Here is a 22,968-nt window from a genome sequence, read left to right on the forward strand (position 1 = left end):
ATGTCCGAAAAATTACTAGCAACCGCGATCGGGAGCATCTGCGGTCGACAAAATGGCCTCTACAAGCTTGTTTTGCCGAGGTCTCTTGCAGTCGAGTTTAAGCAAGAGGTTGCGAGGTCCATTGAGGCGGTTGGAGCGGTCGCCGTCCGGATTGGAAACGACAAGGGCGAGTACTCCGCTGGTGAGGCCATCGCGTTTCGTACCCCCGAGGATAACGCGCAAGATAGTTCTATCGTCCTCGTTGCGTTTGACGGCCAATCGCGCGAACTAAAGTCGCTCGAGACTTTTCGGGATGCTTTGGCTGGAGGCATGCCAGGAGGTGTCGACGAGTCGACTTATGCTATCGTCGGCGTGGAAGCACTTGCGCGGGAGATTGCCGAACTTGCCGATCAGGCCGTTGGTCTGCCTGTAGACAAACCGCGGCTGCGAGATTCACTCATGGCCGTGATTCCGTTTCTTTCTCGTGCTTACCGGGAAGCCGGGAACGATGAGAAACGGTGGACGGATGCCTTCTGGTTGCACCTCGACATGCTCGTCGACCGTTTGTCAGGGGCACTCGAGATCATACCCTCTGGGTCGCCCGGGCACGCTCGAGACGCTGTTCTCGCGTCAGCTGGCTTGCCTCGGCCGGCCGGTGTAGGTTTCTACGCGGAAAGAAATAGCGCCAAAAAGTACGCCAAGATCATCTCCGAGAACTGGAACTCCCAAGAAACGATAGAACGCTCCCTCGTTGCAATCGATATGGTTGATAGTGGAGGCAGTGGTCAACACGCGCTGGCCGAGCTCGACTGGAAGAGTATCGCGACTTCCCGCGCACTGCGCGGGCATCCCCTGCTTTCGGTTGCTTTCCACGGTTCGGAAACAAGGGGCATGGAATCTTGGTTGCATGGATGGGCCAGTACCTCGGAGCGGGCGTTCTTTCAGGAACAGGATTCGCGGGAACCGAACTACGAACTCTCATCACTAGACGACGAAGGATGTGCGACGAACCTCGATGAGCTCGGCTGGCAAGGTGTTGATCACGTTTTGCCACCCTGCTCACCGGAGCTAGGGAGCGATGGGCATATAATGCTGGGCCGCGTGCGGCTTAGGTTGATGGTCGACGTGGGGGAAAGCGTGGAGGACTGTCCCGCACGATTCGAGGTAAGACCTGCAAGTGCCGCGAAAGTAGACCTACTGTCATGCAACACGCAGGAGGGTGTCATCGAGGTCACCTTCGAGTTGTCGCGACGCGCCGCGAATTCGGGAGGTAAGTGGCGAGAGAAACCGTTCACCCTTTCGGTTTCTCCGGTCCGTGTTGTTGCCGGCTCCAACTTCGTGACACCACTGAACCTAAAGATATGTGCTCCGCATCCGGCTAGGCCAACACTTATCGCTATCGAGGAACGGCGAGCCGCCGGGAAACCGCTGGCATCCTTCGCGGCAGACGGTCGTTACGCAATTGATGCAGATGCGAGGGCCGTCGTACAAGTCGACGAAGGCAATGAGGCCACCCCGCTGAAGTTGAGCGATGGGCAGAGCAATATCAAGTTGGCAGTCATTGGCGCCGCATCCGAGCCGATATTGGTGGGTGGGCGGACGCTCTCGCGCATGGCTGAGCAGGACAGGGATGCCTTTCCCGCGATCTACTCGACTTCCCCCTTGCCAGAAAACCCTGTGGTTGAGGTCGATGGTTACCAAGTAACCGTCGAGGTGCCGGAAGTTGAGCGAGGAAACGTAAATCCACTGGCCGCCGCCATTACCGGTGAACCGGTCATTCCCGCAGACGATGCTCTTCGCAACGAGCTCATGTCGGACCCCCGAGGCTGGCTGGAGCAATGGTACATGGAGCAATGCATTGTGGCGTCACCATCGAGTGAGCTCCGCTCTTGCTTCGGCGCTTGCGTGCTCGAGGCAAGCGGGCGTGGTGCACAGGCATTGACCTACTCCGACAGCATAAAAGCCTATTCAAACACGAGCGCGCCCGTGCACTTGGAGTTTCCCGCTGAACTGCTTCAGTCGAGTGGCGCGAAGGCGTTCTGGCAAGCGTTTGACGATCTAGACCTGGGTCAGTTCTGCGGAGCACAGGAGGTCAGTGCCTGGCCCAGTGCGCTTGACCTAAGGGACATGTCTCCGGAGAAAATGGCCGCTTACCTAGATGCATTCGCGAGAATGCTCGACGAAGCCGGCGAACCCCGCGTCCACTCCTGGATTGCATACCCATTCTCTGCCTTGCTCTTTAACCAACAGAGGGGTGAACCCGAAGGCGTGCTGATTTCGCCGCTTCACCCTTTGCGCATTGCGTGGTCCTGGAGCGTTCAAAAAGCTGGCGGGGACCTTGTCGCCAGTAAGACCTTCGGAAAGGTCGCATCGTCATTCCTGCGGTTCGTTGATGGTGAGCTTCTCCCCTTAACGGGACCAGCAACTCGTGGAAGCGAGCGTTGGGTCAGCGCGGGGCTTGCACCGGGTCCCAGGGAGGTTTTCGCCAGCTGGGTGCTCTTAGCTGGAACGGCCTTGAGGGAAAACCACTCGGGCAAGTCTATAAACTTGCTCGGCCTCGAGTTGCCATTCGGGGCCCCGTCGGGGCTCGACCAAGGCGGCGTTTCTTCGGCCCTGCGCGATTACATGCGGGTTTACCCGTCGTCGCCCCAGCTAAGAATAGGCTTAGCGGCGCCAAGTGGAGGAGAAAGATACGTCGAAACCGACGAAGCCATAATAGCGGCTTCTGGAGACTTAGTTGCGCGACGTGGTGACAAACTTCCCGGAGGCGTTCGCATCTTCGATGCAAGCAACAGAAAGGGGAACCTGCCGAGTGCCGTGAATGTCCTGCAGAAAATCCTGCCCGAGGCGTTGCAGACACGAAGGTTTTCCGGGCACGCCCCGTTCGAGTGGACGACGGATCCCGAGCATGGACCGTCATCGAATGTCGATCTTCAGTTCATCGAAGATACTGTGGTCCGCGTGCGCGCAGAAGAAATCATCGGTGAAGATGATCCCGTTGGGACTTCAGGGCCTTCGTTGCCGTTTAACCGCTTCCGCTCTTGGCGTGCCGACGAGATGTCCGACGACGTTTCGGGTTTTGCGCTTGGTTTGCAGGCAGAGAGTTTCGGCGAGCTTCCCTCATTTCGAGATGCGCTAGCCAAGGTAGAGACGCTGAAAGCTTCGGGTGCGGGCATCAAGCTCGCGTCCGCGCTTCGCCTTGGAGAAAACCTACTTGGTGATCATGCCCGCTGGACGATCACGGGTAACAGGCACCTAGACCCGTCCGTCTTGTCGCTTCAGCTTCGCCGCGCGACCGACGAATTGGCTCTTTGGGAATGGCGACCAGCCTTCCTGTCGCGCGAGAAGCAGAAGGCGTCGTCCGGGTCAATCGCATCGACGCATCCCTACACGGTCTTGGCGCGTCCTTCGAATGCCTTGTACGAAGAGGTGGCCAAGATATTGCGAGACTGCGGTATGGCGAGTACACCAAGCGATGTACGGAACGTCATAGCGAGCCTAGGTGTGCGAGGTGTAGGCCTATCCTCGTTGTTAACCATGGGGCACACGCAAAGCCTGGGAGCGATGGGCTTTTCCCTCGCGTTCAAGGCCCTCACTGAATGGGAAAGACGCGCTGGCGACGCGGAGATCCGCTGTGTTGTTCCCATGGATGCTGTTTTCCCCTTGATCGACATTCTCGGGGAAGGGGCGCGGGCCGTTGATGATCAAAGGCGTGCAGATCTGCTGCTTGTGACAAGTCGTTTGGCGGACGACGGTACCTGTTCGATTGAGCTTCATCCTGTCGAGGTAAAAATGAGGTCGGGCGACAAGGCTTCATTCCCGGCGCGGGGCTCCCAGCTACTGGCCGACCCGAAGGACCAGTTGGACTCGACCAAGCGTGTCTTGGAGAAGCTCGGTAATAACATGGCGGCTGAAGGAGGGAGACTTGCCCTAGTGAATGCTGCGTTGGGCACCCTGATCGAGGCAGCATTCTCGCTTCGCCCTGGGCGACAGCCGGGGCAGGTGCACTTGGAAACCGGAATCCTCAGCCGGGTTGCCGCCGGTAAAGCACGCATTTCTGCATCTGCAGGAACGCTGTTCTGGTTCCAAGTGGATGCGGTCGGCGCAGGTGGTGGCCTCTACGAGCAGCGCGCTGGAGGCGCTGGCGAAGCTGGCCAGTTCTTTGCAAATCCAAAGTGTTTCGATGATGCTGAACGCCTCTCCCAAGTCGGTAAGCGAGTCGCGGAAATCGTTGAGCAGGCAGTTGCCCTTGAGATCGTCAAGCCGTCCGACGAAGACATGGACACGGAGGACAGGCAGCTAGCCTTGGGTCTTGGTGATGGCGGAACACGCGTAGACGAGGAGACACCCGATAAGCCTATCGACGGGCGGGAGGATGACTCCCTGCCCTCCGACGATCAGCAAATTGCGGAAAAAAAAGATGCAGTCGTTGGACTCGAAGTTGTGGAGAATGAACAAGAAGAAGAGGAGTCATCTGGTGACGGGGTGGAGGAAGGTGAAGAGGCGCCCCTTGGTATCGACGTGCTCGTTGGGCACCGTCCACGCGGGACCGCGCTGGAGCCGGTGAGTTTCCGGCCCAGTGAAACCTCTCTCAACCAGCTGAACGTCGGGGTCGTGGGCGACCTCGGCACCGGCAAGACGCAGTTCCTCAAGTCGTTTGTATTCCAACTTTCGCGATCGGCGCCGTCGAACCGTGGGCATTCTCCCAAGGTGTTCATCTTTGACTACAAGCGCGACTACTCAGAGGGAGAGTTTCCCGAGGTGATGGGAGCCAAGATTCTGGACCCCTCGAAATCACCACTGCCAATCAACTTCTTTGCCCTTGGCGTTGACGCCGATGACCGCATGGCCGTGCAAATCGAACGTGTGCGACGTGCGAATTTCTTCTGCGACCTGCTGAGACGAATCTCCGGCATCGGACAAGTACAAAGAAACGATCTCTATTCCAGCGTCATGCAAGCGTACCAGTCCTGCGCACAGGGACACGCGCCCTCGATAAATGACGTCTTCGACGTCTACTCGGCGCTAGGTAAGAACGACAGCGTTGTCTCGGTTCTGACCTTGCTTCGTGACCTAATGATCTTCGAGACCAATCCCGAGAACACCACCACGTTCGTTGACCTATTTGACAGGAGTACGGTTCTGAATCTGTCCGGTTTGAGTGGTGCAGGACAGGACATCGTGGACATCGTGGCGACCATGTTCTTAGACAACCTTTACACCGACTACATGAAGACTTTACCCAAGGAACCTTTCTTGGAAGGCCCGGATGGCATCTCGCGACGCAAAGTCGATTCATTCGTGCTAATCGATGAAGCTCACCATGCGATGAACCGCGATTTCGATGTCCTAATGAAGCTTATGCTAGAGGGTCGAGAATTCGGGATGGGTGTCGTCTTGTCCTCGCAGTTCCTGTCTCATTTCGATGCGGGGAAAAATGACTGGGGCGAAGCATTGTCTACTTGGGTCGTCCACAACATACGAAACGCGAGCGCGAAGCAATTCGAGCGCATTGGATTCCGACATGGTGTTTCTCGAATGGTGCAGGAGGTCACGGGCCTTGAAACGCATTGGGCGTATTATCGATGCGTCAACGGCTACAACGAAGGTATCCTTATGAAAGGACAGCCTTTCTTCTCGTTGCCAAGGTAACTCGAAAAAACACTCGCTTTTGCGCCCTAGGCAACTGCCGTTGCTTTCTGATCGCGGGGCGCCACGTTGATATCCGCGTCGAGGATTTCGAGTAGCTGCGAGCCAAGCGCGTGCGCGAGCCTTGGAGGTACAGCGTTTCCGACCTGCGTGTATTGCGGGACCTCGAATTTCCTCCTATGCGCTCCAGTTGTCTCTTTGGAGCGGAATTCGAAAGCGTCAGGGAACGATTGGAAGCGAGCAAGTTCGCGAACCGTCGGAACACGGGGTGACGATGGATGCACGTAATCGTCGGGAAGGCTCAAAACAGTTGGCGCGGGCTTTTCCCACGCCAAGGCACGCTGGCTGTGTTTCTTGGTCGCCAGCTTCCCAATGAGCCGCACGAGCGCGCGTTGATTTCTCGCAACGACGGTACCGTCTCCACTTCGCACGGGGTATCGAACGTTGGAAATCGAGCGCAACAAGGATTTCCGAATCCAATAGCTTGATTTGTCCTCGCGGAGGGGGAGTGCGAGGACCCCCGGGTGCATTCCAGAATCCCGGAAGTACTGGTAGAGCCGAAAGCGGTTCTCGATGGGGTCGGAGTGCTGCCGGCGAACATGGTTGTTCAAGGCATTTGGCCGATCGCATCGACGTTCAATCCCGGCTATGAACCTTAAATCGGACTTCATCTCCATCGCGTACTGCGACGGAGCACCGTTGGTATCGTATCCATGTTCCACCAAGTCCGCGATCGCGTCAGCAACCGTCAAGTGCCGGGGTGCCAGCTCATCTTCGAAATGAGACCGCCGGGGTGCGAGGGCTGGACGCTGTCCGATCAACGAGACATCTGGGGAATCTAATGAAGAGTCCCAGATCTCTGGCGTGACAGAAATGTTAGCGTTCGTCGCCAGATCAGAGCGCAGCCCGACGAGGAAGACCCGCGGGCGGTGCTGCGGAACGCCGAAGTGAACTGCGTTGAGCAGCATGGGTTGTACTGCATAGCCGAGCCCTGTCTCAGCGAGCGCGATACGAAGCTCCTCGAAAGGTGACCTTGCACCATGCTTCCGGAAATTGTGCCTGAAGCCGGAAACGTTCTCGATGATCACGGCCTTCGGATTGGTCAACGCGACGAAGGATAGGAACTGCCAGGGCAGCCGATTTCTTATGTCGTTTGGATCGCGGCGTCCGGCGAGCGAGAAGCCTTGGCATGGCGGGCCGCCTGCAACGAGGTCGATGTCAGTCTCTCGAAGTCGGGATATTATCCGCTCCGATCCGAGCACGGCCTCCAGTTCACGCACGACTAGTCCGGCATCAGCCTGTTTTTCGACCGAGAGGTCTTCGTGGAATGCGCGCCATTGCCCGGGATCATCAAGTGGTTGAATGAGGTTGTGGTAGTAAGTCTCCGCAGCCATGGGAGACTTTTCTACAGCCAACTCAACCTTAAAGCCGGCTTGTTTAAGCCCGAGCGACAGCCCACCGCAGCCCGCGAACAAGTCAACACAAGTCATGGCGGAGTTCTTCGTCATGTTTGGTGCGGTGCTTCCTGCTCGATTGCTGTTTTGCACTTTTTGTGGGTGTCCATTCGACCATGGAAGGGAAGCCAAGGCAACACTTAACCCCGCTATCTGCACAACATCGAGTGAATGGGAGGCGCATTTGGGCGATGTGTTGCATGATCCGGCGCGCTCGGTTCTCAGTTCCAACGGGTGCGCTCCCGCATGGTTAAATGCTTTAAGGCAGGCTACGTCTACCAAATCATTCCACACGGGCGAGGGGCAAATGTCACCGGATCAACTGACCAGAGGCGAAAAATCCCGGATCACAAGAGCGCGTGGGAAGCTGTTGGCCTGGTTCAAGGTGCATGGGCGTGATTTCCCTTGGCGAAAGCCAAGTGCTTCCCAATATGAGCGCATTTGTGTTGAGGTCTTGCTCCAGCGGACTCGGGCGGAAACCGTGGCCGGGATGTATGTTGCGTTCTTTGAACGTTATCCCGATTGGCCGAGCTTGGCGTCAGCCACCAACGAGGAACTTGAGCAGGCGCTTAAACCAATTGGCCTTTGGCGCCGGCGGGCCAAGTCAATTGGTGCCCTTGCAACCTACGCAAGCACCTACCGTGGGGAGTTTCCCTCGTTGGAACGCGAATTGGCCGCGGTGCCGGCCGTTGGGCAATACGTGGCAAACGCCATTCAACTGTTCCAGCACGATAGGCGCAAGCCACTTGTCGACGTCAACATGGCAAGATTCCTGGAGAGGTACCTGCGACCGAGGCGCTTGGCGGACATTCGGCACGACCCATGGTTGCAGGCGGCTTGTCATTGGCTTGTCGACTGTGCCGACCCGATAAGCGTCAACTGGGCTGTACTAGATCACGCTGCAATCACGTGCCGTGCGCGCAAGCCTCTCTGTGGAACCTGTATCTTTCGCCGAACTTGCAGTTACTCCAAACGCTCGATCCGAGCCCCATGCTAAGGGCTGGCGCAGCGCAGCTCTCAATCCTAGTAATTGGCTCAACCTGTCGTCCTCTCGATAATCACGCCATACGCACAAAGGTCAGTTCTGATGCGCGGCCTCCTCGAGACCATTACTCGAAACCATGAATTAAAGGTCCGCCTCGGGCTCGCAACTGACCTTCTCTGCGCACACCATGAATGGCCGTTCCGGCGCTAGCGTACTATATCGCCCCCAGCCTTAAGCGACCCCACAAACTCAATCAATGGCTCAAAATCAAACCCATCAGCAGCCCGTAGTGCCGCGATGTAACGTGTGCGGTGGTCACCGTCCGCAGTCAGTGTCCCACTGCCTGACCAGTCGAGGAATATGTCCGGATCAATCGTGGTTAAGAAGGCATCCGCCATGATCCGAGCCCAGCGTCCGTTACCGTTGGCGAAGGGGTGAACCCATACCAGTTTGTGGTGGAAGCGTGCGGTGGCTTCCAGCGGCTCGTAGGTGCCGTTGTCGCACCAGTATCGGGCGTCGTCGAGGCAGGTGCGCATCTCGGTCGAGATGTGCCAGACCGGCACGCCGATATTCTTCTCGGTCAAGCGGTAGACGCCTGCCCAATCCCAGACTTGGCCGAACAATCGCTTGTGGACCTCTCGTGCTGCATCGTCGGTCAGGACGTCAAATGATTTGGGCCGCCGATCTAGCCAGGTAAGCCCTTCGATAATGTTTTCACCCTCCAGCTCATTCAGCTCGCCGCGCGTGGTGATGTGCTTGGCCTTAAGGCCAAGCAACTCGTCCGGTGTCAGTGGTGTTGTGCCGGTGGGTTCGTGCAGTTCCAAGGTCACTTCCAGAAATCCCTCGGCATCTCACGTGCGATTTCCTTCGCAAGCTCTTCAATCATCTCTTCCTGGCTGCGCAGGCCTTCGATCTGCTCTTCCAAGGCCATGTGCGCGCGGGTGCGTTGTATGATGCGTTTGGCCTTCTTGCGAGCCTGAGCCATGACGATCTCCTCGACCGCTCCTTTGCGCGGAATGATCGCGTAGACCAGTTTACCGCCCATCGCCTCAGCCATCTTGTCCAGCTGGTTAAGGGAGATTGTTCCAGCTTTTTCCTTCTGGATAGAGCTGTAAACGCTGTTCCTGGATACGCTTAGCCGTTCGGCTAGCGTTGGTGCGCTCATGCCAATGGCTTCCTGGAAGGTTGCGATCCAACCTCCAAGTGGCTTGGCGAAGGCCTGAGCCACTTGACTAGCCTGATTTATCTTGCCTTCGGCTTGCCGCTGTTTTGCGCTTGAAACGGACATCTGCCAACCTATAGTTTTGCATATTTGTGTATATTGTAATACCCTAGTATGTCACTATTACTCGATCTGCAATACTATAATATGACAAGTGATTTGATTTTGCCATGGCATAGTATTGCAGAGCTACCAAAAGTTTTCGTAACCGGAAACACTCAAACTCATTGATGTGCTGGGAAGGCCGAGCAGAAATCACTAAGTTTCCGCGAGGAGAAATTGCTGTCCAACGGCAATTTCTTTCGCATTGATACCCAGCTCCTTGATCGGATAACCTTTATCGCCCCACCAACGGATATTTCGCATGTAGCCATTTCCAGCAACGTCCACAAACAAGCAGCGGATGTTCTGGTAGTCGCCCCAGACACCCGCTACGGCAATAAGCGGAACCCCTTCTGGAAGGCAGGCCACCTTTTCAAAACCGCGATAGTCGATGCCGTATTCGCGGGCTTGATGATAGCTCATGGTGAAGTGGTCGTGTGCAAAACTCATTGGTTTCCCTTCCTCGCTAAAGTTCCAGACCATGGCTGTGGCCTCGTTCGATCTGCAATTCGTTCAGCTCTGCTTCAGCTTCTCTTCGGCGGCCTTCACTAAGCTCAAGCTCTCGTTCAACTTCGTGTCCAGCGCGTTGTAAGTGGCCTCTTCGTTCAGCAAGCCACGCAACGCCCCCATTGACGCGATCTGCGAGCGTATGAGCAACGTCGTGCAGGCCGCGATACCATCCAATTGGGCTTGCAGTCTCTTCGTTGAGCGTGCCTCTAATCCGCTCAATTCTTTGGCTGAGGTTTCGCAGGCCGTCACCAACCGCTCGACGCAGGCGAGCAAGTCGCGTTCCAAGGCTGTCAGGGGCGTTGTCATTCATCTCTCCTCGATCTTGATGCAAATGACCGGCGTCCCAGCCATCGTGCAGGTCTTCAGCTCGGTCTGGTCGGGGTTCACCGTCAGCCAGGTCTGTTCCCCTTGGTCGATCCGCGTCAGGCCCAGTTCCGCCAGCTCCGAACGTGTCAGCAGAACCATCCAAAACCAGCTCGCGGCCATCATCGAGGCGATCCCCGTCACGATCAGCCCTGAGATCACCCAAGGAGAGATCGTCAGCCAGCGCCTGATCTGCTCGGTCCGTGTCTCGAACAAGCTCCCGCTCTCGTTCAGGAAGTGGCGCGTATCGCTTTCGATGGTACGCCGCGCGCCGCTCACAATGGCTGTCAAATCGGTTCTGAAGCTCTCCAGCTGGGATGCCATCGAGGCGGCGTAGTCTTGGCGTATCGTGTCCAGCTCCGCATTCAATTTCTCGCTCAGCCGGGTCGGCTTGCCAGTCTTCATGGAAAATCTCTCCTTTCAAGCGCCAGCGTTCGCCGGTCTCGGGGTCTTGGGCGGTCAGGTAAGCTTTGCCCGCACGAGGTAGGTCGAAGCCCGCGTCGGTGAGCGCCTCGATCATGCTTGCACGATCCTCGATCAGACCCATGGAAATCTGATCGAGGATCCACGCATGCAGTTCGTCGCGGCCTTGGGCGCGGTTCGGAGCTTCGATGGTGTCACGCACTTCTTGGGCGCGCTCCAGTTCCATTGGATCGGCCCAGCCGTGGCGCTGGTTCATCAGGTCGCGCAGGCTGTCATAGGCGTCCTGGTAGCCCGGTGGCGCGATGTTCAGGCTGCGCCCGGTGGTCAGCTCCAGGCGCGGGGTGCAGAAGTGCAGCTCGACGCGGTCTTCGTGGCTGTGACGGACCCAGAGCATGTCATACTGCTCGCCGTCCAGCCCGGCGAAGGCTAGTTGCTCAAAGGCGTCCATTACCTCGGCCTGCCGCGCCTCGCTGGGTGCATCCTCGGCGGCAAAGCTGATCACGCCTGCGCGATAGGTCCACTGGTGACGGCTCGCATCGATCAGGGCCTCAGTGCGGCTGGGATCGCCACGCAGCACCTCGGGCAAGGGATCGCGCGTCACCGTCAGCGGCTGGCCGTCTGCATCGGGGATCAGGTCACGGTTGCCGTCATAGGCCAGCACGCGCTCAGCCACGAGGTAGCCGACCGGCCCGGCGCCCGCGCCCTTGCCGTTGGGAAAGAACTTGATCAGCACCGCCGCGCCTCGTCGAGGAGCTGGGCAAGCTGGCGTTCGATCACCAACAGGCGGTGCGCAACCACCAGGCTGTCGAGGTCGGTGCGACCCACCAGCATCGCCCGGTTCAGCCAACGCGCGATCTGGTTGAGGTTGCCGCCGATACGCCCCACGGCCAGCACCAGCGCCGGATCGACGCGCGGCACGGGCTTGCGACGGCGGGCCTCGGTCAGGCCAAGTGCCTCCCGCAGGAGCGTCGCGGCGGGCAGGCCAGCGGCCTCGGCTCTGGCGCGCAGCTCGGCCTTCTCGGTCGCCGTGCAACGGAAGACGAAGGTCTCTGTCAGCGGCTCCTTCGCGCGGGGCTTGCCCGCGCCGGTGGGGTTCGAAGGGGAGGCTTGCCGCCCCTCGCAAGGTCCCAAGTCATCCGCGCCAGCGTATGACATGGGTCGCCTTGCTGTTTGCTCAGACCGCATGGCGGTGCTCCGCGTTTTCTGACGTCTCGCGGATCAAATCTCTGAGCAATTGGAGCTGGTCCTGCCACTCAGCGCTGCCCAACGGGGCCGGTGTTCTCGCTGGAAGCCAGAATCCCAGGTGATGTTCATGCGGTGACAGGGGAAGGCTGCGTTCCAGCGTGGTCATACCTTCCCTGGCCAGCCTCTCGTTCCAGTCCCGGACAAAGCAGATGCCCCTCGGGACGAAGACCAGGTGCTGGCCATCCGGGGCTCGTTTTGAGCGTGTTCCGCCGGATTGCCCTTCATCGAGCAAATCCGGCGCGGACGCGCGCCCTCGTTCTATTCTAAGTTCTTGTTCTCTGTTCGGGGGGCGATCCTGTCCCCCTTTCCCGGACAGGTCTGTCCCGCTTTGTGGACAGGATTGTCCCCCTTTGGTGCGGCTAAGCGGGACAACCTTGTCCCCCTCGCGGCGGCGATCCGTGGCTCGTTTCAGAGCCGCGTCGGTCGGGCGATAACGGGACGCGTTCCCCTTGTTGGTCCCGCGCTCGATGGTCATGTAACCCGCCGCCTCGACCTTGTTCAGCGCTCGCTTGACCGACTTGGGGTGCTTGCCGATTGCCGCGCCGATGGTCTCGAAAGACGGGCGGCTCTCGCCGGTCTCATGATCGGCATGTGCCAGTGCCAGATAGAGCGCCACGCGCAGGGCGTTGTCGTCCAGTTCGTGGTCGGTGACCATCTCCAGCAGGTATTGCAGCTTGATCTTGCAGAAGGGCAGAAGCTCAGACATCGGCCCCTCCCGCGATTGCGATCACGCCCGCGATCTGGTATCCATTCTGTGCAAACTTTTCGATTTGGCCGTTGACGCGGGTGCCAGCCCAGTCAGCGGCCTTTCGATTTCTGAGGGGGCTGGACTCACCGAAACCCGCCTCAAAAGCCGCATAATCCGGATCAAATCCGGATCGAGCCTTAACAAGGGTCATGACAAAACCGACTAAGTATCTGGATTTATTGGTCGGAGTGAGAGGATTCGAACCTCCGACCCCTGCCTCCCGAAGACAGTGCTCTACCAGGCTGAGCTACACTCCGACCGTGGCGGCGGGTCTATACCCGAGGGTTGGGATGTGCAAGGGCAATTCTGGACGATGATCCTTGGATACCCGGGCACGCCCGTTCTATTCTTATGCTGGGGATTAAGGAAGTTTGTCGGTGCGATACAAGCGAATCTTGGTGCCTCCGTGATCGACAACCGGGCCTGTGGGCAGAAAGGGCAATTCAGTGGCACGGGCGAGGGCAGGGGCACTTGTGACTACCCCGACCTGCCAGCCGTGAAACCGGTTTATCAAGGTCTTCCCGAGGCTGCCATAGAGCGAGCGCAGGCGCTTCTCATCTCCGATGCGACCGCCGTAGGGCGGGTTCACGATGACCAAGCCTGCAGGTCCGGGGGGTGGTTTGATGTCGCTGACGGCACGATGATAAAAACGGGTGGTGTGCGCAACGCCTGCTTTGGCTGCGTTGGTTGATGCGGCCTCAACTGCGCCCGCATTGCGGTCCGAGCCGTAGAAATGCAGATTTCCCTCGGTTTTGCCAGATGTCGTGCGCATTGCTTGCCATGCGTCTTTGTCGAATACGGCCAGGTGTTCAAAAGCGAAGGATCGGGATCGTCCAGGCGCCAGGCCAAGCGCAATCTCGGCGGCTTCGATGACAAAGGTGCCCGAGCCGCACATCGGGTCCAGCACCGGTTCTGTCCCATCAAAGCCGCATTCGCGCAGGAACATCGCCGCCATGGTTTCACGCATTGGTGCCTTGGCAATAGCCGGTTTGTGGCCACGTTTGTGCAGCGGCTCGCCCGAGCTGTCGAGCGAGAGCGTACACATGTCCTTTTCGATACGCAGCAGCACTCGCAGTTCTGCATCGGAAGAAACCGGGGCGCCCAGGGTCTCGGAGATGGCGCGTTCTATCCTCTGACGCGCGGCACCGGCGTGGTAGATGCGGGATTTGCGGCTGGTGGCTTCGACCCTGACTGGGACATCTGGGCGTAAAAAGTCGGACCAAGGGAATTTTCGCGCGCGCTTGTCCAGTTGGGCAAGATGTACCGCGGGGAAGCTTCCGATGCGCACAAGCACCTTGTTTGCGCCGCGCAGACACAGATTGGCCCGCCAAACCTCGGACCACCCGCCCCTGCAACTGACCCCACCCGGTACAACGCGCGCATCCACGAATCTGTGCTGGATCGCTTCGGCGCAAAGGGGAGATTCGAGGCCGGGCGTAGCCACCAGAAAGATCTCGAGGTCTTGTTTCTTGTCCATATGGGCTGCTTACACCGGATGTCTGACAGGTGCGACCTGCTATATTCTGTCGCGGCTGTGCAAGAATGAAGAAAGTATAAAGATAAAGTGGCCAACTCAGGGTAAATTCGGACGTAACAGGTTTGCGTTTCTGGGCGTCGGCGCGTAAAGGGTCCGTGATCGGATATACGCCTGCGGATTCCGGCCGGTATATGGCGCGTTTGCGCATCTGCCAGTCTTTCATCCGCGCTATCGCATGCCGCCACAGGTAGGCTGGCGATGGCTGGCGCAGGAAAGAGGCTTGGAAGACCGTAGCGAGATGCAAACTTTCAAACTTAAAAAAGGGCTGGAACTGCCGGTTGAGGGCGCCCCGGATCAAACGATCCATCCAGGGCCAGAATTCTCACACGTGGCTGCGTTGGGCGGAGACTACCTTGGCCTGAAACCGCGGATGCTGGTACAGGGAGGCGATGCCGTTCAACGCGGTACGCCGCTGTTTTGTCACAAGGATGCGCCCGAGGCGATGATGGTTGCCCCATTGACGGGCAAGGTTGTCGCCATCAACCGGGGCGCGCGTCGCGTGTTGCAGAGCGTCGTGATCGAGGTTTCGGATTCCAATGACGCAGGCGTGGACTTTTCGGGTGTAGGTCATGCGGACAGCGCCGATGGCGTGACCGAGAAACTGTGTGCTGCGGGTCTTTGGACTGCGTTCCGCACTCGGCCCTATTCCAAGATGCCCGTTCCGGGGACAAAGCCAACAGCCATCTTCGTGACAGCGATGGATTCGGAGCCGCTTGCGGCCGATGCCGCCGTTGTCATTGCGGACGCGGGTGAGGCCTTCGCGGCTGGTCTGGCTGCGGTCTCCAAATTGACCGAAGGCAATACCTATCTGTGTCACAAGGATGGCGATTCCGTTCAAGGCGCGGATGTACAGGGGGTCGAGGTGGCATCTTTCTCTGGCCCGCACCCCGCTGGTCTGGCCGGAACGCATATTCACTTCCTCGAACCTCTGGCAGGGGATAGACAGGTCTGGACCATCGGGTATCAGGACGTAATCGCCATTGGCCGCCTGATGCAGACCGGGCATCTGGATCCCAATATCGTCATCGCGCTGAGCGGTCCGGGCGCGCGTCAGCCGCGTCTGATCCGGACGGTCATGGGCGCGTCTACCGACGAACTGACCCGCGACGAGATCGATGTGGATGGCACGCCCCGGATCATTTCGGGCTCGATCCTGTCTGGCACACAGGCCGAAGGCCCCACCGCCTTTCTGGGTCGGTTTGCGCGCCAGATTTGCGTCATTCGCGAAGATCATGACCAAATCCCAATGGGCTGGATTCGTCCGATGCCGTCGAAATACTCTGTCCAGCCCGTGCTGGGTTCGGCGCTGACAAGCAAACTGTTCAAGCTGACCAGCAACCTGAATGGTGGCCGTCGCGCAATGGTGCCAACCGGTGTGTTCGAGCGTCTGATGCCGCAAGATTACCTGCCAACGCAGTTGCTGCGCGCGCTTTTGGTGATGGATACGGACACCGCGCAGGCCTTGGGTGCTTTGGAGCTGGACGAAGAGGATCTGGGCCTTGTGGGTTTTGCCTGTCCGGCGAAATATGAATATGGGCTGGCGCTGCGCGACTGCCTTGCAAAGATTGAAAAGGAGGGCTGAGCCACATGGGTTTGCGCAGCTTCTTTGATCGGATCGAACCGAACTTTACCAAGGGCGGCAAGTACGAGAAGTATTTCCCCATCTACGAGATGGTCGAAAGCTTTATCTACACTCCGAAAACCGTGACCACTGTCGCACCGCATGCGCGGTCGTATATCGATATGAAGAGGATCATGACCTACGTCGTGATCGCGACGATCCCCTGTATTCTGTGGGGGATGTACAATACCGGATATCAGGCGAATTCAGCCATTGCGGTGCTGGGGCCTGACTCGGCAACCGGATGGCGGATTGCGATCCTGCAAATGTTCGGGATTTCTCTGGACCCAAGCAGCATCTTTGCAAACGTCATGCACGGGCTGATGTACTTCTTGCCGATCTATATCGTGACCCTGGTCGCGGGTGGTATTTTTGAGGTCATCTTTGCAACCGTGCGCGGGCACGAAGTAAACGAAGGCTTCCTTGTCACTTCAATGCTTTACACGCTGATCATGCCGGCAACGGCGCCCTTGTGGCAGGTCGCATTGGGCATCATCTTTGGTGTGGTGATCGGCAAGGAGGTCTTTGGCGGTACCGGCAAAAACTTCCTCAACCCTGCTCTGGTGGGCCGTGCGTTTTTGTACTTTGCCTATCCGGCCAGCATGTCGGGTGACACCGTCTGGACACCGGTCGACGGCTTTTCGGGCGCAACGGCATTGTCCGTTTCCGCCTCGCAGGGCTATCAGGCGCTGGCTGCCGACGGCATTAGCTGGTGGAACGCGTTCTTTGGCTCGATTCAAGGTAGCTTTGGTGAGACGTCCACGCTTGCGTGTATGATCGGTCTGGCCTTCCTGCTTGCAACGCGGATTGCGAACTATCGCCTGATTGTTGGCTGTCTGGCAGGCACAATCGGCTTCACGCTGCTGCTGAACCTGATCGGGTCGGACACGAACCCGATGTTCGCTATGCCGTGGTACTGGCATGTTGTGATCGGTGGTTATGCCTTTGGTCTGGCCTTCATGGTGACCGAGCCGGTTTCGGCCAGCCACACCAACATGGGCCGCTACATCTATGGCGCGCTCATCGGTGTCATGGTTGTGATGATCCGTGTCATCAACCCGGCATTCCCCGAAGGCATGATGCTGGCCATCCTGTTCGGCAACGTCTTTGCACCGCTGATCGATTATTTCGTCGTGCAAGCCAACATCAAACGGAGGACGCGTCGCCATGTCTGAAACGCAATCCCCTGAACCAAAAGGCGCGCTGGCCAAATTCCTGGCAGCTTCGCCGGATTCCGTTGGCAAGACGATTTTCGTCGCAGTGGCCGTTTGTCTGGTGGCTTCGATGGTGGTCTCCTCTGCAGCCGTTAGCCTGCGGCCGGTGCAAGAAGCAAACCAGCTGAAGGACAAACAGATCAACGTCCTGCAGGTCGCAGGGATTTACGAACCTGGCATTGACGTGACCGAAGCTTTCGCAGCGTTCGAGCCGCATGTGTTGGAACTGTCGACGGGCAATTTTGTCGATGACCGGTTTGACCCCACCACGTTCGACGATCAGGCCGCCGCCTCTGATCCCGATCTGAGTATAGCGCTGGATGACGATCCGGCGGGGATCGGGCGTCAGGCACAGTATCGCGTTGTTTATCTGCTCCGCGATGATGCGGGCGGGTTGGACAAGGCCATTCTGCCGCTGCACGGCTATGGTTTGTGGTCGACGATGTATGGATTCATCGCACTGGAAAACAATGGCAACGATATCTACGGCCTGCAGTTCTATCAGCATGGTGAAACCCCAGGTCTGGGGGCCGAAATCGACAACCCGCGCTGGCGCGCGTTGTGGAGCGGCAAAAGGCTGCGCGACGATTCCGGTGAAATTCAGATCACCGTTGCGAAATCGCAACCTGCCGCCGGGCCGGATTTCTATGTCGATGCGCTGGCCGGTGCCACGCTGACCTCGGTCGGTGTCGACAACCTCGTGCGGTTCTGGATGGGTGATGCCGGCTACGGGCCGTTTCTGGCCAAGATGCAAGCAGGAGAGATCTGATGTCACAGACTAAGAAAGAGATGCTGGTCGACCCGCTTGTCGACAACAATCCGATCACGCTGCAAGTGCTGGGCATTTGTTCCGCCCTTGCGGTGACGTCGTCGCTGCAGGTGTCGGCCGTGATGGCGCTGGCGGTGATCTTTGTGACGTCGTTCTCGTCTTTCTTCATTTCCTGTCTGCGCAACCAGATCCCCGGTTCGATCCGGATCATCGTGCAGATGGTCATCATCGCCTCGCTGGTGATCCTGGTGGACCAGATTCTCAAGGCCTATGCGTTTGAGATTTCAAAAACCCTGTCGGTCTTTGTGGGTCTGATTATCACCAACTGTATCGTGATGGGCCGGGCCGAGGCATTTGCAATGAAGAACCCGCCCGTCGCCTCTTTCATCGACGGGGCAGGCAACGGCATGGGCTATGGCCTGATCCTGCTGCTGGTCGGCTTCATTCGTGAGCTGTTTGGCGCCGGGTCGCTCTTCGGTGTCACCATTCTGGAGACCGTCAACAATGGTGGCTGGTACGTGCCCAACGGCATGCTGCTGTTGCCGCCTTCGGCGTTCTTCATCATCGGTCTGATCATCTGGGCCTTCCGCACATGGAAGCCGAACCAGGTGGAAGAGCGTGAATACAAAATTCAGCAGGTAGAGGCCCACTGATGGAAGGTCTGATCTCTCTGGCCGTAAAGGCCATCTTTGTCGAAAACCTTGCGCTCAGCTTTTTTCTGGGGATGTGTACTTTCATCGCCGTGTCCAAGAAGATCTCGACCGCGCTGGGTCTGGGGATTTCGGTCATGGTCGTGCAGGCCATCACCGTGCCTGCCAACAACCTGCTTTTGAACTATTTGCTCAAGCCCGGCGCGCTGGCCTGGGCCGGGTTCCCGGATGTGGACCTGACCTTCCTCGGCCTGATCTCGTATATCGGCGTGATCGCGGCAATGGTGCAAATCCTTGAGATGGTGCTCGATAAGTATTTCCCGCCGCTCTACAACGCGCTGGGGATCTTCCTGCCGCTGATCACGGTGAACTGCGCCATTCTGGGTGGCTCGCTGTTCATGGTGGAACGCGACTACAACTTTGCAGAGGCAACGACCTACGGCCTGTCCTCGGGTTTTGGCTGGGCGCTGGCGATCACTGCAATGGCAGGTGTTCGGGAGAAACTGAAATACTCGGACATTCCCGACGGTCTTCAGGGTCTGGGCATCACCTTCATCACCGCGGGACTGATGGCCATGGCCTTCATGTCCTTCTCGGGCGTGAAACTGTAAGGAGGGCGGAATGGAAACCTTTGGCTTAGGTGTAGCCCTTTTCACCGCTATCGTTCTGGGTCTGGTGGCCATCATCATGGCCGCGCGATCCAAGCTGGTTTCGACCGGGAACGTCAACATAACCATCAATGGCGAAAAGACCATTTCGGTTCCGGCGGGTGGCAAACTGTTGCAGACGCTCGCGGCAGAGAAACTGTTTGTTCCCTCGGCCTGCGGCGGTGGTGGCACCTGCGCGCAATGCCGTGTGCGCATTCACTCTGGCGGCGGGTCCATCCTGCCGACCGAGGAAAGCCACATTACCAAACGCGAAGCGTCATGCGGCGACCGTTTGTCCTGTCAGGTTGCGGTCAAGCAGGACATGGATATCGAAGTTCCCGAAGAGGTCTTTGGCGTCAAGAAATGGGAATGTACCGTCCGGTCGAACGAAAACGTTGCAACCTTCATCAAGGCGCTGACACTGGATTTGCCGGAAGGCGAGGATGTGAATTTCCGCGCTGGCGGCTATATCCAGATTGAGGCCCCCGCGCATCAGTTGAAATACACTGATTTCGACGTCGAGGACGAGTACCGTGAGGATTGGGACAAGTTCAATCTGTGGCAGTACGAATCTGTAGTCGCAGAACCGATCGAACGCGCCTATTCGATGGCCAACTACCCGGATGAAAAAGGCATGATCATGCTGAACGTCCGCGTGGCCTCGCCGCCTCCGGGGTCCGAGGGTATCCCGGCGGGTCAGATGTCGTCGTACATCTTCAACCTGAAACCGGGTGACAAGGTCACGATCTCGGGCCCGTTTGGCGAGTTTTTTGCCCGCGACACCCAAAAAGAGATGGTCTTCATCGGCGGTGGTGCGGGCATGGCCCCCATGCGCAGCCATATCTTCGATCAGCTCAAGCGGCTGGAAAACCGCGATCGCAAGATCAGCTTCTGGTACGGTGCGCGGTCGAAGAAAGAGATGTTCTTTGTCGAGGATTTCGACAAGCTTGCCGAAGAGTTCGACAATTTCGAATGGCATGTCGCGCTGTCAGATGCACAGCCCGAGGATGACTGGAAAGGCTATACCGGCTTTATTCACAACATTCTGTACGAGGAATACCTCAAGAACCACCCCGCGCCCGAAGACTGCGAGTTCTACATGTGTGGTCCTCCAATCATGAACCAGTCGGTCATCAACATGCTTTTGGACCTGGGCGTGGACCGCGAAGATATCATGCTCGACGATTTTGGCGGGTAAGAGACAAGAAAACCGGCGCAAACAGCGCCGGTTTTTTTTGACCCAAGCCCCGACCGGGAATGAAGCCTATTTCCCGTAGTAGTCGCGGTACCAGCTGACAAACTGAACGATACCGTCCTTGAATTCAGTTTGCGGGGTATAGCCGGTTAGGCGCTGCAGAAGGCTGTTATCGGCCCAGGTGGCGGGAACATCACCCAATTGCATCGGCATGTAGTTTCGAATGGCCTTTTGCCCAACCGCGTCTTCAATCGTTTCAATAAAGTCCATCAGGCGGACTTTTTCTCCATTGCCGATATTGACAATCCGGTAGGGGGCGACCGGGGACAGGCTGTCTCCATCTTCGATGTCATCTGCACTGGCAGGTCGAACCGGAGGCACATCGACAAGCAGTCTGATGCCGCGCACAAGGTCTTCAACATGTGTGAAGTCCCGGTACATATCGCCGTGGTTGTAAATGTCGATGGGGCGGCCATCCAGGATCGCAGCAACGAACTTGAAATACGCCAGATCGGGTCTGCCCCAGGTGCCATAGACGGTAAAAAACCGGAACATGGTCGTGGGCAGATCCCACAGATGGGCATAGGAATGCCCCATCGCCTCATTTGCTTTTTTGGTGGCGGAATAGATCGTGAGCTGATTGTCCGCCTTGTCGGTTTCGGTGAACGGCATATCCTCGCTGGCGCCGTAGATCGAAGAGGTCGAGGCCATCAACAGATGGTCTACCTTGTGTTCGCGTGCGACCTCCATGACGTTGAAAGTGCCCACAACGTTCGAGTCTATATAACTGCGGGGATGGTCGAGGCTATAGCGGACCCCGGCTTGCGCTGCCAAATGAACAATCACCTCGGGTTGGAACTGGTCGGCGACGTTGATCAACTGTTCGTGATCTTCCAGCAAGGCCTCGGTCGCCGAGAAACCGGGTGTTTGCATCAAGAGCTGGTGGCGGCGTTGTTTGAGTGTGACGTCGTAGTAGTCCGTCATGCCATCATAGCCATGAACCCGGAACCCTTCTGACAACAGCAGCCGTGCCAGGTGAAATCCAATGAAACCCGCCGTACCTGTAATCAAAACCCGCTTCATGTAACCCTCTGGTTCTGGCCAAGTGCCAAATGGACGTGCTCGGAGTGAACCGGACGTACACGAATTTCCTATCAAGGTTCTGCCCGGGTTGGTCAACCGTTGGTTCCAAAGCGGATTGTCGATTGTCCGCTGCTTCGGGTCAGAGTAGAGACTTCTATATGGCAAAGAGTTGGATCAAAGATCTTCTGGGACACAGCGGAATGCGCGGGGCCGATGAGACGGACCTTGCGCCAAAAGAGCGTTGTCTGGTCATCGGGGATGTGCATGGCCGTCTTGATCTTTTGCAGGCGCTCTTGCCCCGGCTGGATGACGGCAGCCCGTGGGTTTTTGTCGGCGACTACATTGATCGCGGCGACTACAGCGCGCAGGTGCTGCGGCAACTGATGCATCTCAGCGTCACGTCGAACGGGCGCGTCACCTGCCTGATGGGCAACCACGAAGAGATGCTACTGGAATTCCTCAAAGATCCTTTCACAATGGGTCCGATGTGGCTGAGAAATGGGGGCGCTCAGACGCTGGCTTCTTTTGGGATCACGGATTTGACGGCGGACAAGGGTGAGCTGTCTGATCGGCTTCGGCAGGCGATGGGGCAGAGCTTGCTGGACTGGCTGGCCGAACGGCCATTGATCTGGACCAGCGGGAACGTATCGGTTGTCCATGCCGCATTGGACCCAAAGAAGCCCATTACTCGTCAGGACCGGAAAACCTGTCTGTGGGGTCATCCCAAGTTTCGCCAGCAACCTCGACGTGATGGCCAATGGGTTGTCCATGGCCATACAATCGTCAATCAACCCCAGGCGCAGGACGGCGTGATTTCTGTTGACACGGGTGCCTTTGCAACCGGCCAGCTGAGTGCTGCAGACCTGTCCCCCGGTGGTCTTCGGTTTATCTCAACCAAGTAGTTGGTTTATCGGCCCGGACTGACCCGAGCCGACTGATTTGTCTCAGCCAACGATCATTTGCTTCATGCGCAGGGCTTCGTATTCCAACTCCTTCAGGCGGAAATGCACCACGTCGCCGATGGTGATCACACCGCATAGGTTGCCGTCACGCAGGACCGGCATGTGGCGGAACTTACCCTCGGTCATCGTTTTCAACACATCGTTGAGCGTGTCTTCCGGCGCGCAGGACTGCACGTCTTTCGTCATCAGATCTTCGACCGATTGGGGCAAAGTCTGGCCGGGCGTATCCGCCATCCGGCGCACGATATCCCGTTCGGACAAAATCCCCTGCAACGCGCCGTTTTGATCTGTCACCAGAACGGCCCCGATCCGTTTTTCCTTCAGAATATTTACAACGGAATGAACCGTCTCATTCGGACGCACAGAAAATACTGCGTCCCCTTTGCCCTCAAGCAGTTTGGCCACGGTCGTTTGCGACTGCGACAGGTTTGATCCTGTCGACTGGCTATAGGTGGTCTTGTCTTCCTTGTCGCCGCGCATCGGCGCTTGGTAAGAGCTTGGGGCCATGGGCAATCTCCTTCTTGGTTCTTGCAAAGTCTTTCCCTTTCACCTTAGCGCAGCTAAATGGCCTGTATAGGGTGCAAATGCCCGCATCCATGAAAACCCAGAG

20 protein-coding genes and 1 tRNA gene are annotated in these 22,968 nt (G+C 57.7%); 9 read left to right on the plus strand and 12 right to left on the minus strand.

Features of this window, described 5'->3' with window-relative positions:
* Positions 1 to 5,631, plus strand: a complete 5,631-nt coding sequence (locus ACR0L4_RS08040) for an ATP-binding protein (protein ID WP_480512001.1) — start codon at positions 1 to 3, stop codon at positions 5,629 to 5,631.
* A 26-nt stretch (positions 5,632 to 5,657) separates the two neighbouring features.
* Here ACR0L4_RS08040 and ACR0L4_RS08045 read toward each other — a convergent pair whose 3' ends face one another.
* Positions 5,658 to 7,136 (minus strand): DNA cytosine methyltransferase, encoded by a 1,479-nt coding sequence (locus tag ACR0L4_RS08045; RefSeq protein WP_480512003.1) that lies wholly within the window; start codon positions 7,134 to 7,136, stop codon positions 5,658 to 5,660.
* Positions 7,137 to 7,389: 253 nt separating this feature from the next.
* Here ACR0L4_RS08045 and ACR0L4_RS08050 point away from each other — a divergent pair, with 253 nt between their 5' ends.
* Positions 7,390 to 8,079, plus strand: coding sequence for an HhH-GPD family protein (locus ACR0L4_RS08050; RefSeq protein WP_480512343.1), 690 nt, complete (start codon positions 7,390 to 7,392; stop codon positions 8,077 to 8,079).
* A 194-nt stretch (positions 8,080 to 8,273) separates the two neighbouring features.
* Here the strand turns inward: ACR0L4_RS08050 and ACR0L4_RS08055 are convergent, their stop codons facing one another.
* From ACR0L4_RS08055 to ACR0L4_RS08095, 9 genes are all read right to left on the minus strand, one after another.
* Positions 8,274 to 8,897, minus strand: a complete 624-nt coding sequence (locus tag ACR0L4_RS08055; RefSeq protein WP_480512005.1) for a mobile mystery protein B — start codon at positions 8,895 to 8,897, stop codon at positions 8,274 to 8,276.
* Positions 8,894 to 9,232: a helix-turn-helix domain-containing protein gene (locus ACR0L4_RS08060; RefSeq protein ID WP_480512007.1), complete on the minus strand. Its 339-nt coding sequence runs from the start codon at positions 9,230 to 9,232 to the stop codon at positions 8,894 to 8,896. Before ACR0L4_RS08060 ends, ACR0L4_RS08055 begins: the two co-directional genes overlap by 4 nt.
* Before the next feature lie 315 nt (positions 9,233 to 9,547).
* Positions 9,548 to 9,841 (minus strand): hypothetical protein, encoded by a 294-nt coding sequence (locus ACR0L4_RS08065; protein WP_170417284.1) that lies wholly within the window; start codon positions 9,839 to 9,841, stop codon positions 9,548 to 9,550.
* Positions 9,842 to 9,857: 16 nt separating this feature from the next.
* Complete coding sequence (locus ACR0L4_RS08070; RefSeq protein WP_480512009.1) at positions 9,858 to 11,420, minus strand: relaxase family protein; 1,563 nt, start codon at positions 11,418 to 11,420, stop codon at positions 9,858 to 9,860.
* Positions 11,414 to 11,842 carry a plasmid mobilization protein gene (locus ACR0L4_RS08075; protein WP_480512011.1) on the minus strand — a complete coding sequence of 143 codons (429 nt, stop codon included), beginning with the start codon at positions 11,840 to 11,842 and terminating at the stop codon, positions 11,414 to 11,416. The genes ACR0L4_RS08070 and ACR0L4_RS08075 overlap by 7 nt, the downstream gene beginning before the upstream one ends.
* 19 nt (positions 11,843 to 11,861) lie before the next feature.
* Positions 11,862 to 12,638 carry a helix-turn-helix domain-containing protein gene (locus ACR0L4_RS08080; protein ID WP_480512014.1) on the minus strand — a complete coding sequence of 259 codons (777 nt, stop codon included), beginning with the start codon at positions 12,636 to 12,638 and terminating at the stop codon, positions 11,862 to 11,864.
* On the minus strand, positions 12,631 to 12,831 hold the full coding sequence (locus tag ACR0L4_RS08085; protein WP_480512016.1) for a hypothetical protein: 201 nt from the start codon (positions 12,829 to 12,831) through the stop codon (positions 12,631 to 12,633). The genes ACR0L4_RS08080 and ACR0L4_RS08085 overlap by 8 nt, the downstream gene beginning before the upstream one ends.
* A gap of 29 nt (positions 12,832 to 12,860) precedes the next feature.
* Positions 12,861 to 12,937: transfer RNA gene (locus ACR0L4_RS08090), tRNA-Pro, on the minus strand.
* Between the two features lie 104 nt (positions 12,938 to 13,041).
* A complete protein-coding gene (locus ACR0L4_RS08095; RefSeq protein ID WP_480512018.1) occupies positions 13,042 to 14,157 on the minus strand; it encodes a THUMP domain-containing class I SAM-dependent RNA methyltransferase in 1,116 nt (371 codons plus the stop codon).
* A 298-nt stretch (positions 14,158 to 14,455) separates the two neighbouring features.
* On the opposite strand from ACR0L4_RS08095, the gene ACR0L4_RS08100 reads away from it, so the two are divergent.
* Genes ACR0L4_RS08100 through nqrF form a run of 6 tightly spaced genes read left to right on the plus strand, consistent with a single transcriptional unit; the run spans position 14,456 to position 20,316 of the window.
* Positions 14,456 to 15,799, plus strand: coding sequence for a Na(+)-translocating NADH-quinone reductase subunit A (locus ACR0L4_RS08100; protein WP_480512345.1), 1,344 nt, complete (start codon positions 14,456 to 14,458; stop codon positions 15,797 to 15,799).
* A 5-nt stretch (positions 15,800 to 15,804) separates the two neighbouring features.
* Positions 15,805 to 17,013, plus strand: coding sequence for an NADH:ubiquinone reductase (Na(+)-transporting) subunit B (locus ACR0L4_RS08105; protein WP_170749463.1), 1,209 nt, complete (start codon positions 15,805 to 15,807; stop codon positions 17,011 to 17,013).
* Positions 17,006 to 17,821 (plus strand): Na(+)-translocating NADH-quinone reductase subunit C, encoded by an 816-nt coding sequence (locus ACR0L4_RS08110; protein ID WP_170749462.1) that lies wholly within the window; start codon positions 17,006 to 17,008, stop codon positions 17,819 to 17,821. The genes ACR0L4_RS08105 and ACR0L4_RS08110 overlap by 8 nt, the downstream gene beginning before the upstream one ends.
* On the plus strand, positions 17,821 to 18,474 hold the full coding sequence (locus ACR0L4_RS08115) for an NADH:ubiquinone reductase (Na(+)-transporting) subunit D (RefSeq protein ID WP_480512020.1): 654 nt from the start codon (positions 17,821 to 17,823) through the stop codon (positions 18,472 to 18,474). The genes ACR0L4_RS08110 and ACR0L4_RS08115 overlap by 1 nt, the downstream gene beginning before the upstream one ends.
* A complete protein-coding gene (gene nqrE, locus ACR0L4_RS08120; protein ID WP_039526851.1) occupies positions 18,474 to 19,082 on the plus strand; it encodes an NADH:ubiquinone reductase (Na(+)-transporting) subunit E in 609 nt (202 codons plus the stop codon). Before ACR0L4_RS08115 ends, nqrE begins: the two co-directional genes overlap by 1 nt.
* Positions 19,083 to 19,092: 10 nt before the next feature.
* Positions 19,093 to 20,316 carry an NADH:ubiquinone reductase (Na(+)-transporting) subunit F gene (gene nqrF / locus ACR0L4_RS08125; RefSeq protein WP_170749460.1) on the plus strand — a complete coding sequence of 408 codons (1,224 nt, stop codon included), beginning with the start codon at positions 19,093 to 19,095 and terminating at the stop codon, positions 20,314 to 20,316.
* Positions 20,317 to 20,382: 66 nt separating this feature from the next.
* Here nqrF and ACR0L4_RS08130 read toward each other — a convergent pair whose 3' ends face one another.
* Positions 20,383 to 21,396 carry an NAD-dependent epimerase/dehydratase family protein gene (locus ACR0L4_RS08130; RefSeq protein ID WP_480512023.1) on the minus strand — a complete coding sequence of 338 codons (1,014 nt, stop codon included), beginning with the start codon at positions 21,394 to 21,396 and terminating at the stop codon, positions 20,383 to 20,385.
* Positions 21,397 to 21,554: 158 nt separating this feature from the next.
* On the opposite strand from ACR0L4_RS08130, the gene ACR0L4_RS08135 reads away from it, so the two are divergent.
* Complete coding sequence (locus ACR0L4_RS08135) at positions 21,555 to 22,298, plus strand: metallophosphoesterase (RefSeq protein WP_480512025.1); 744 nt, start codon at positions 21,555 to 21,557, stop codon at positions 22,296 to 22,298.
* 42 nt (positions 22,299 to 22,340) lie between these two features.
* Here ACR0L4_RS08135 and ACR0L4_RS08140 read toward each other — a convergent pair whose 3' ends face one another.
* Positions 22,341 to 22,865, minus strand: a complete 525-nt coding sequence (locus ACR0L4_RS08140; protein ID WP_170749457.1) for a CBS domain-containing protein — start codon at positions 22,863 to 22,865, stop codon at positions 22,341 to 22,343.
* Positions 22,866 to 22,968 lie beyond the last annotated feature (103 nt).

It is taken from the genome of Ruegeria sp. AB5 (assembly GCF_056542645.1).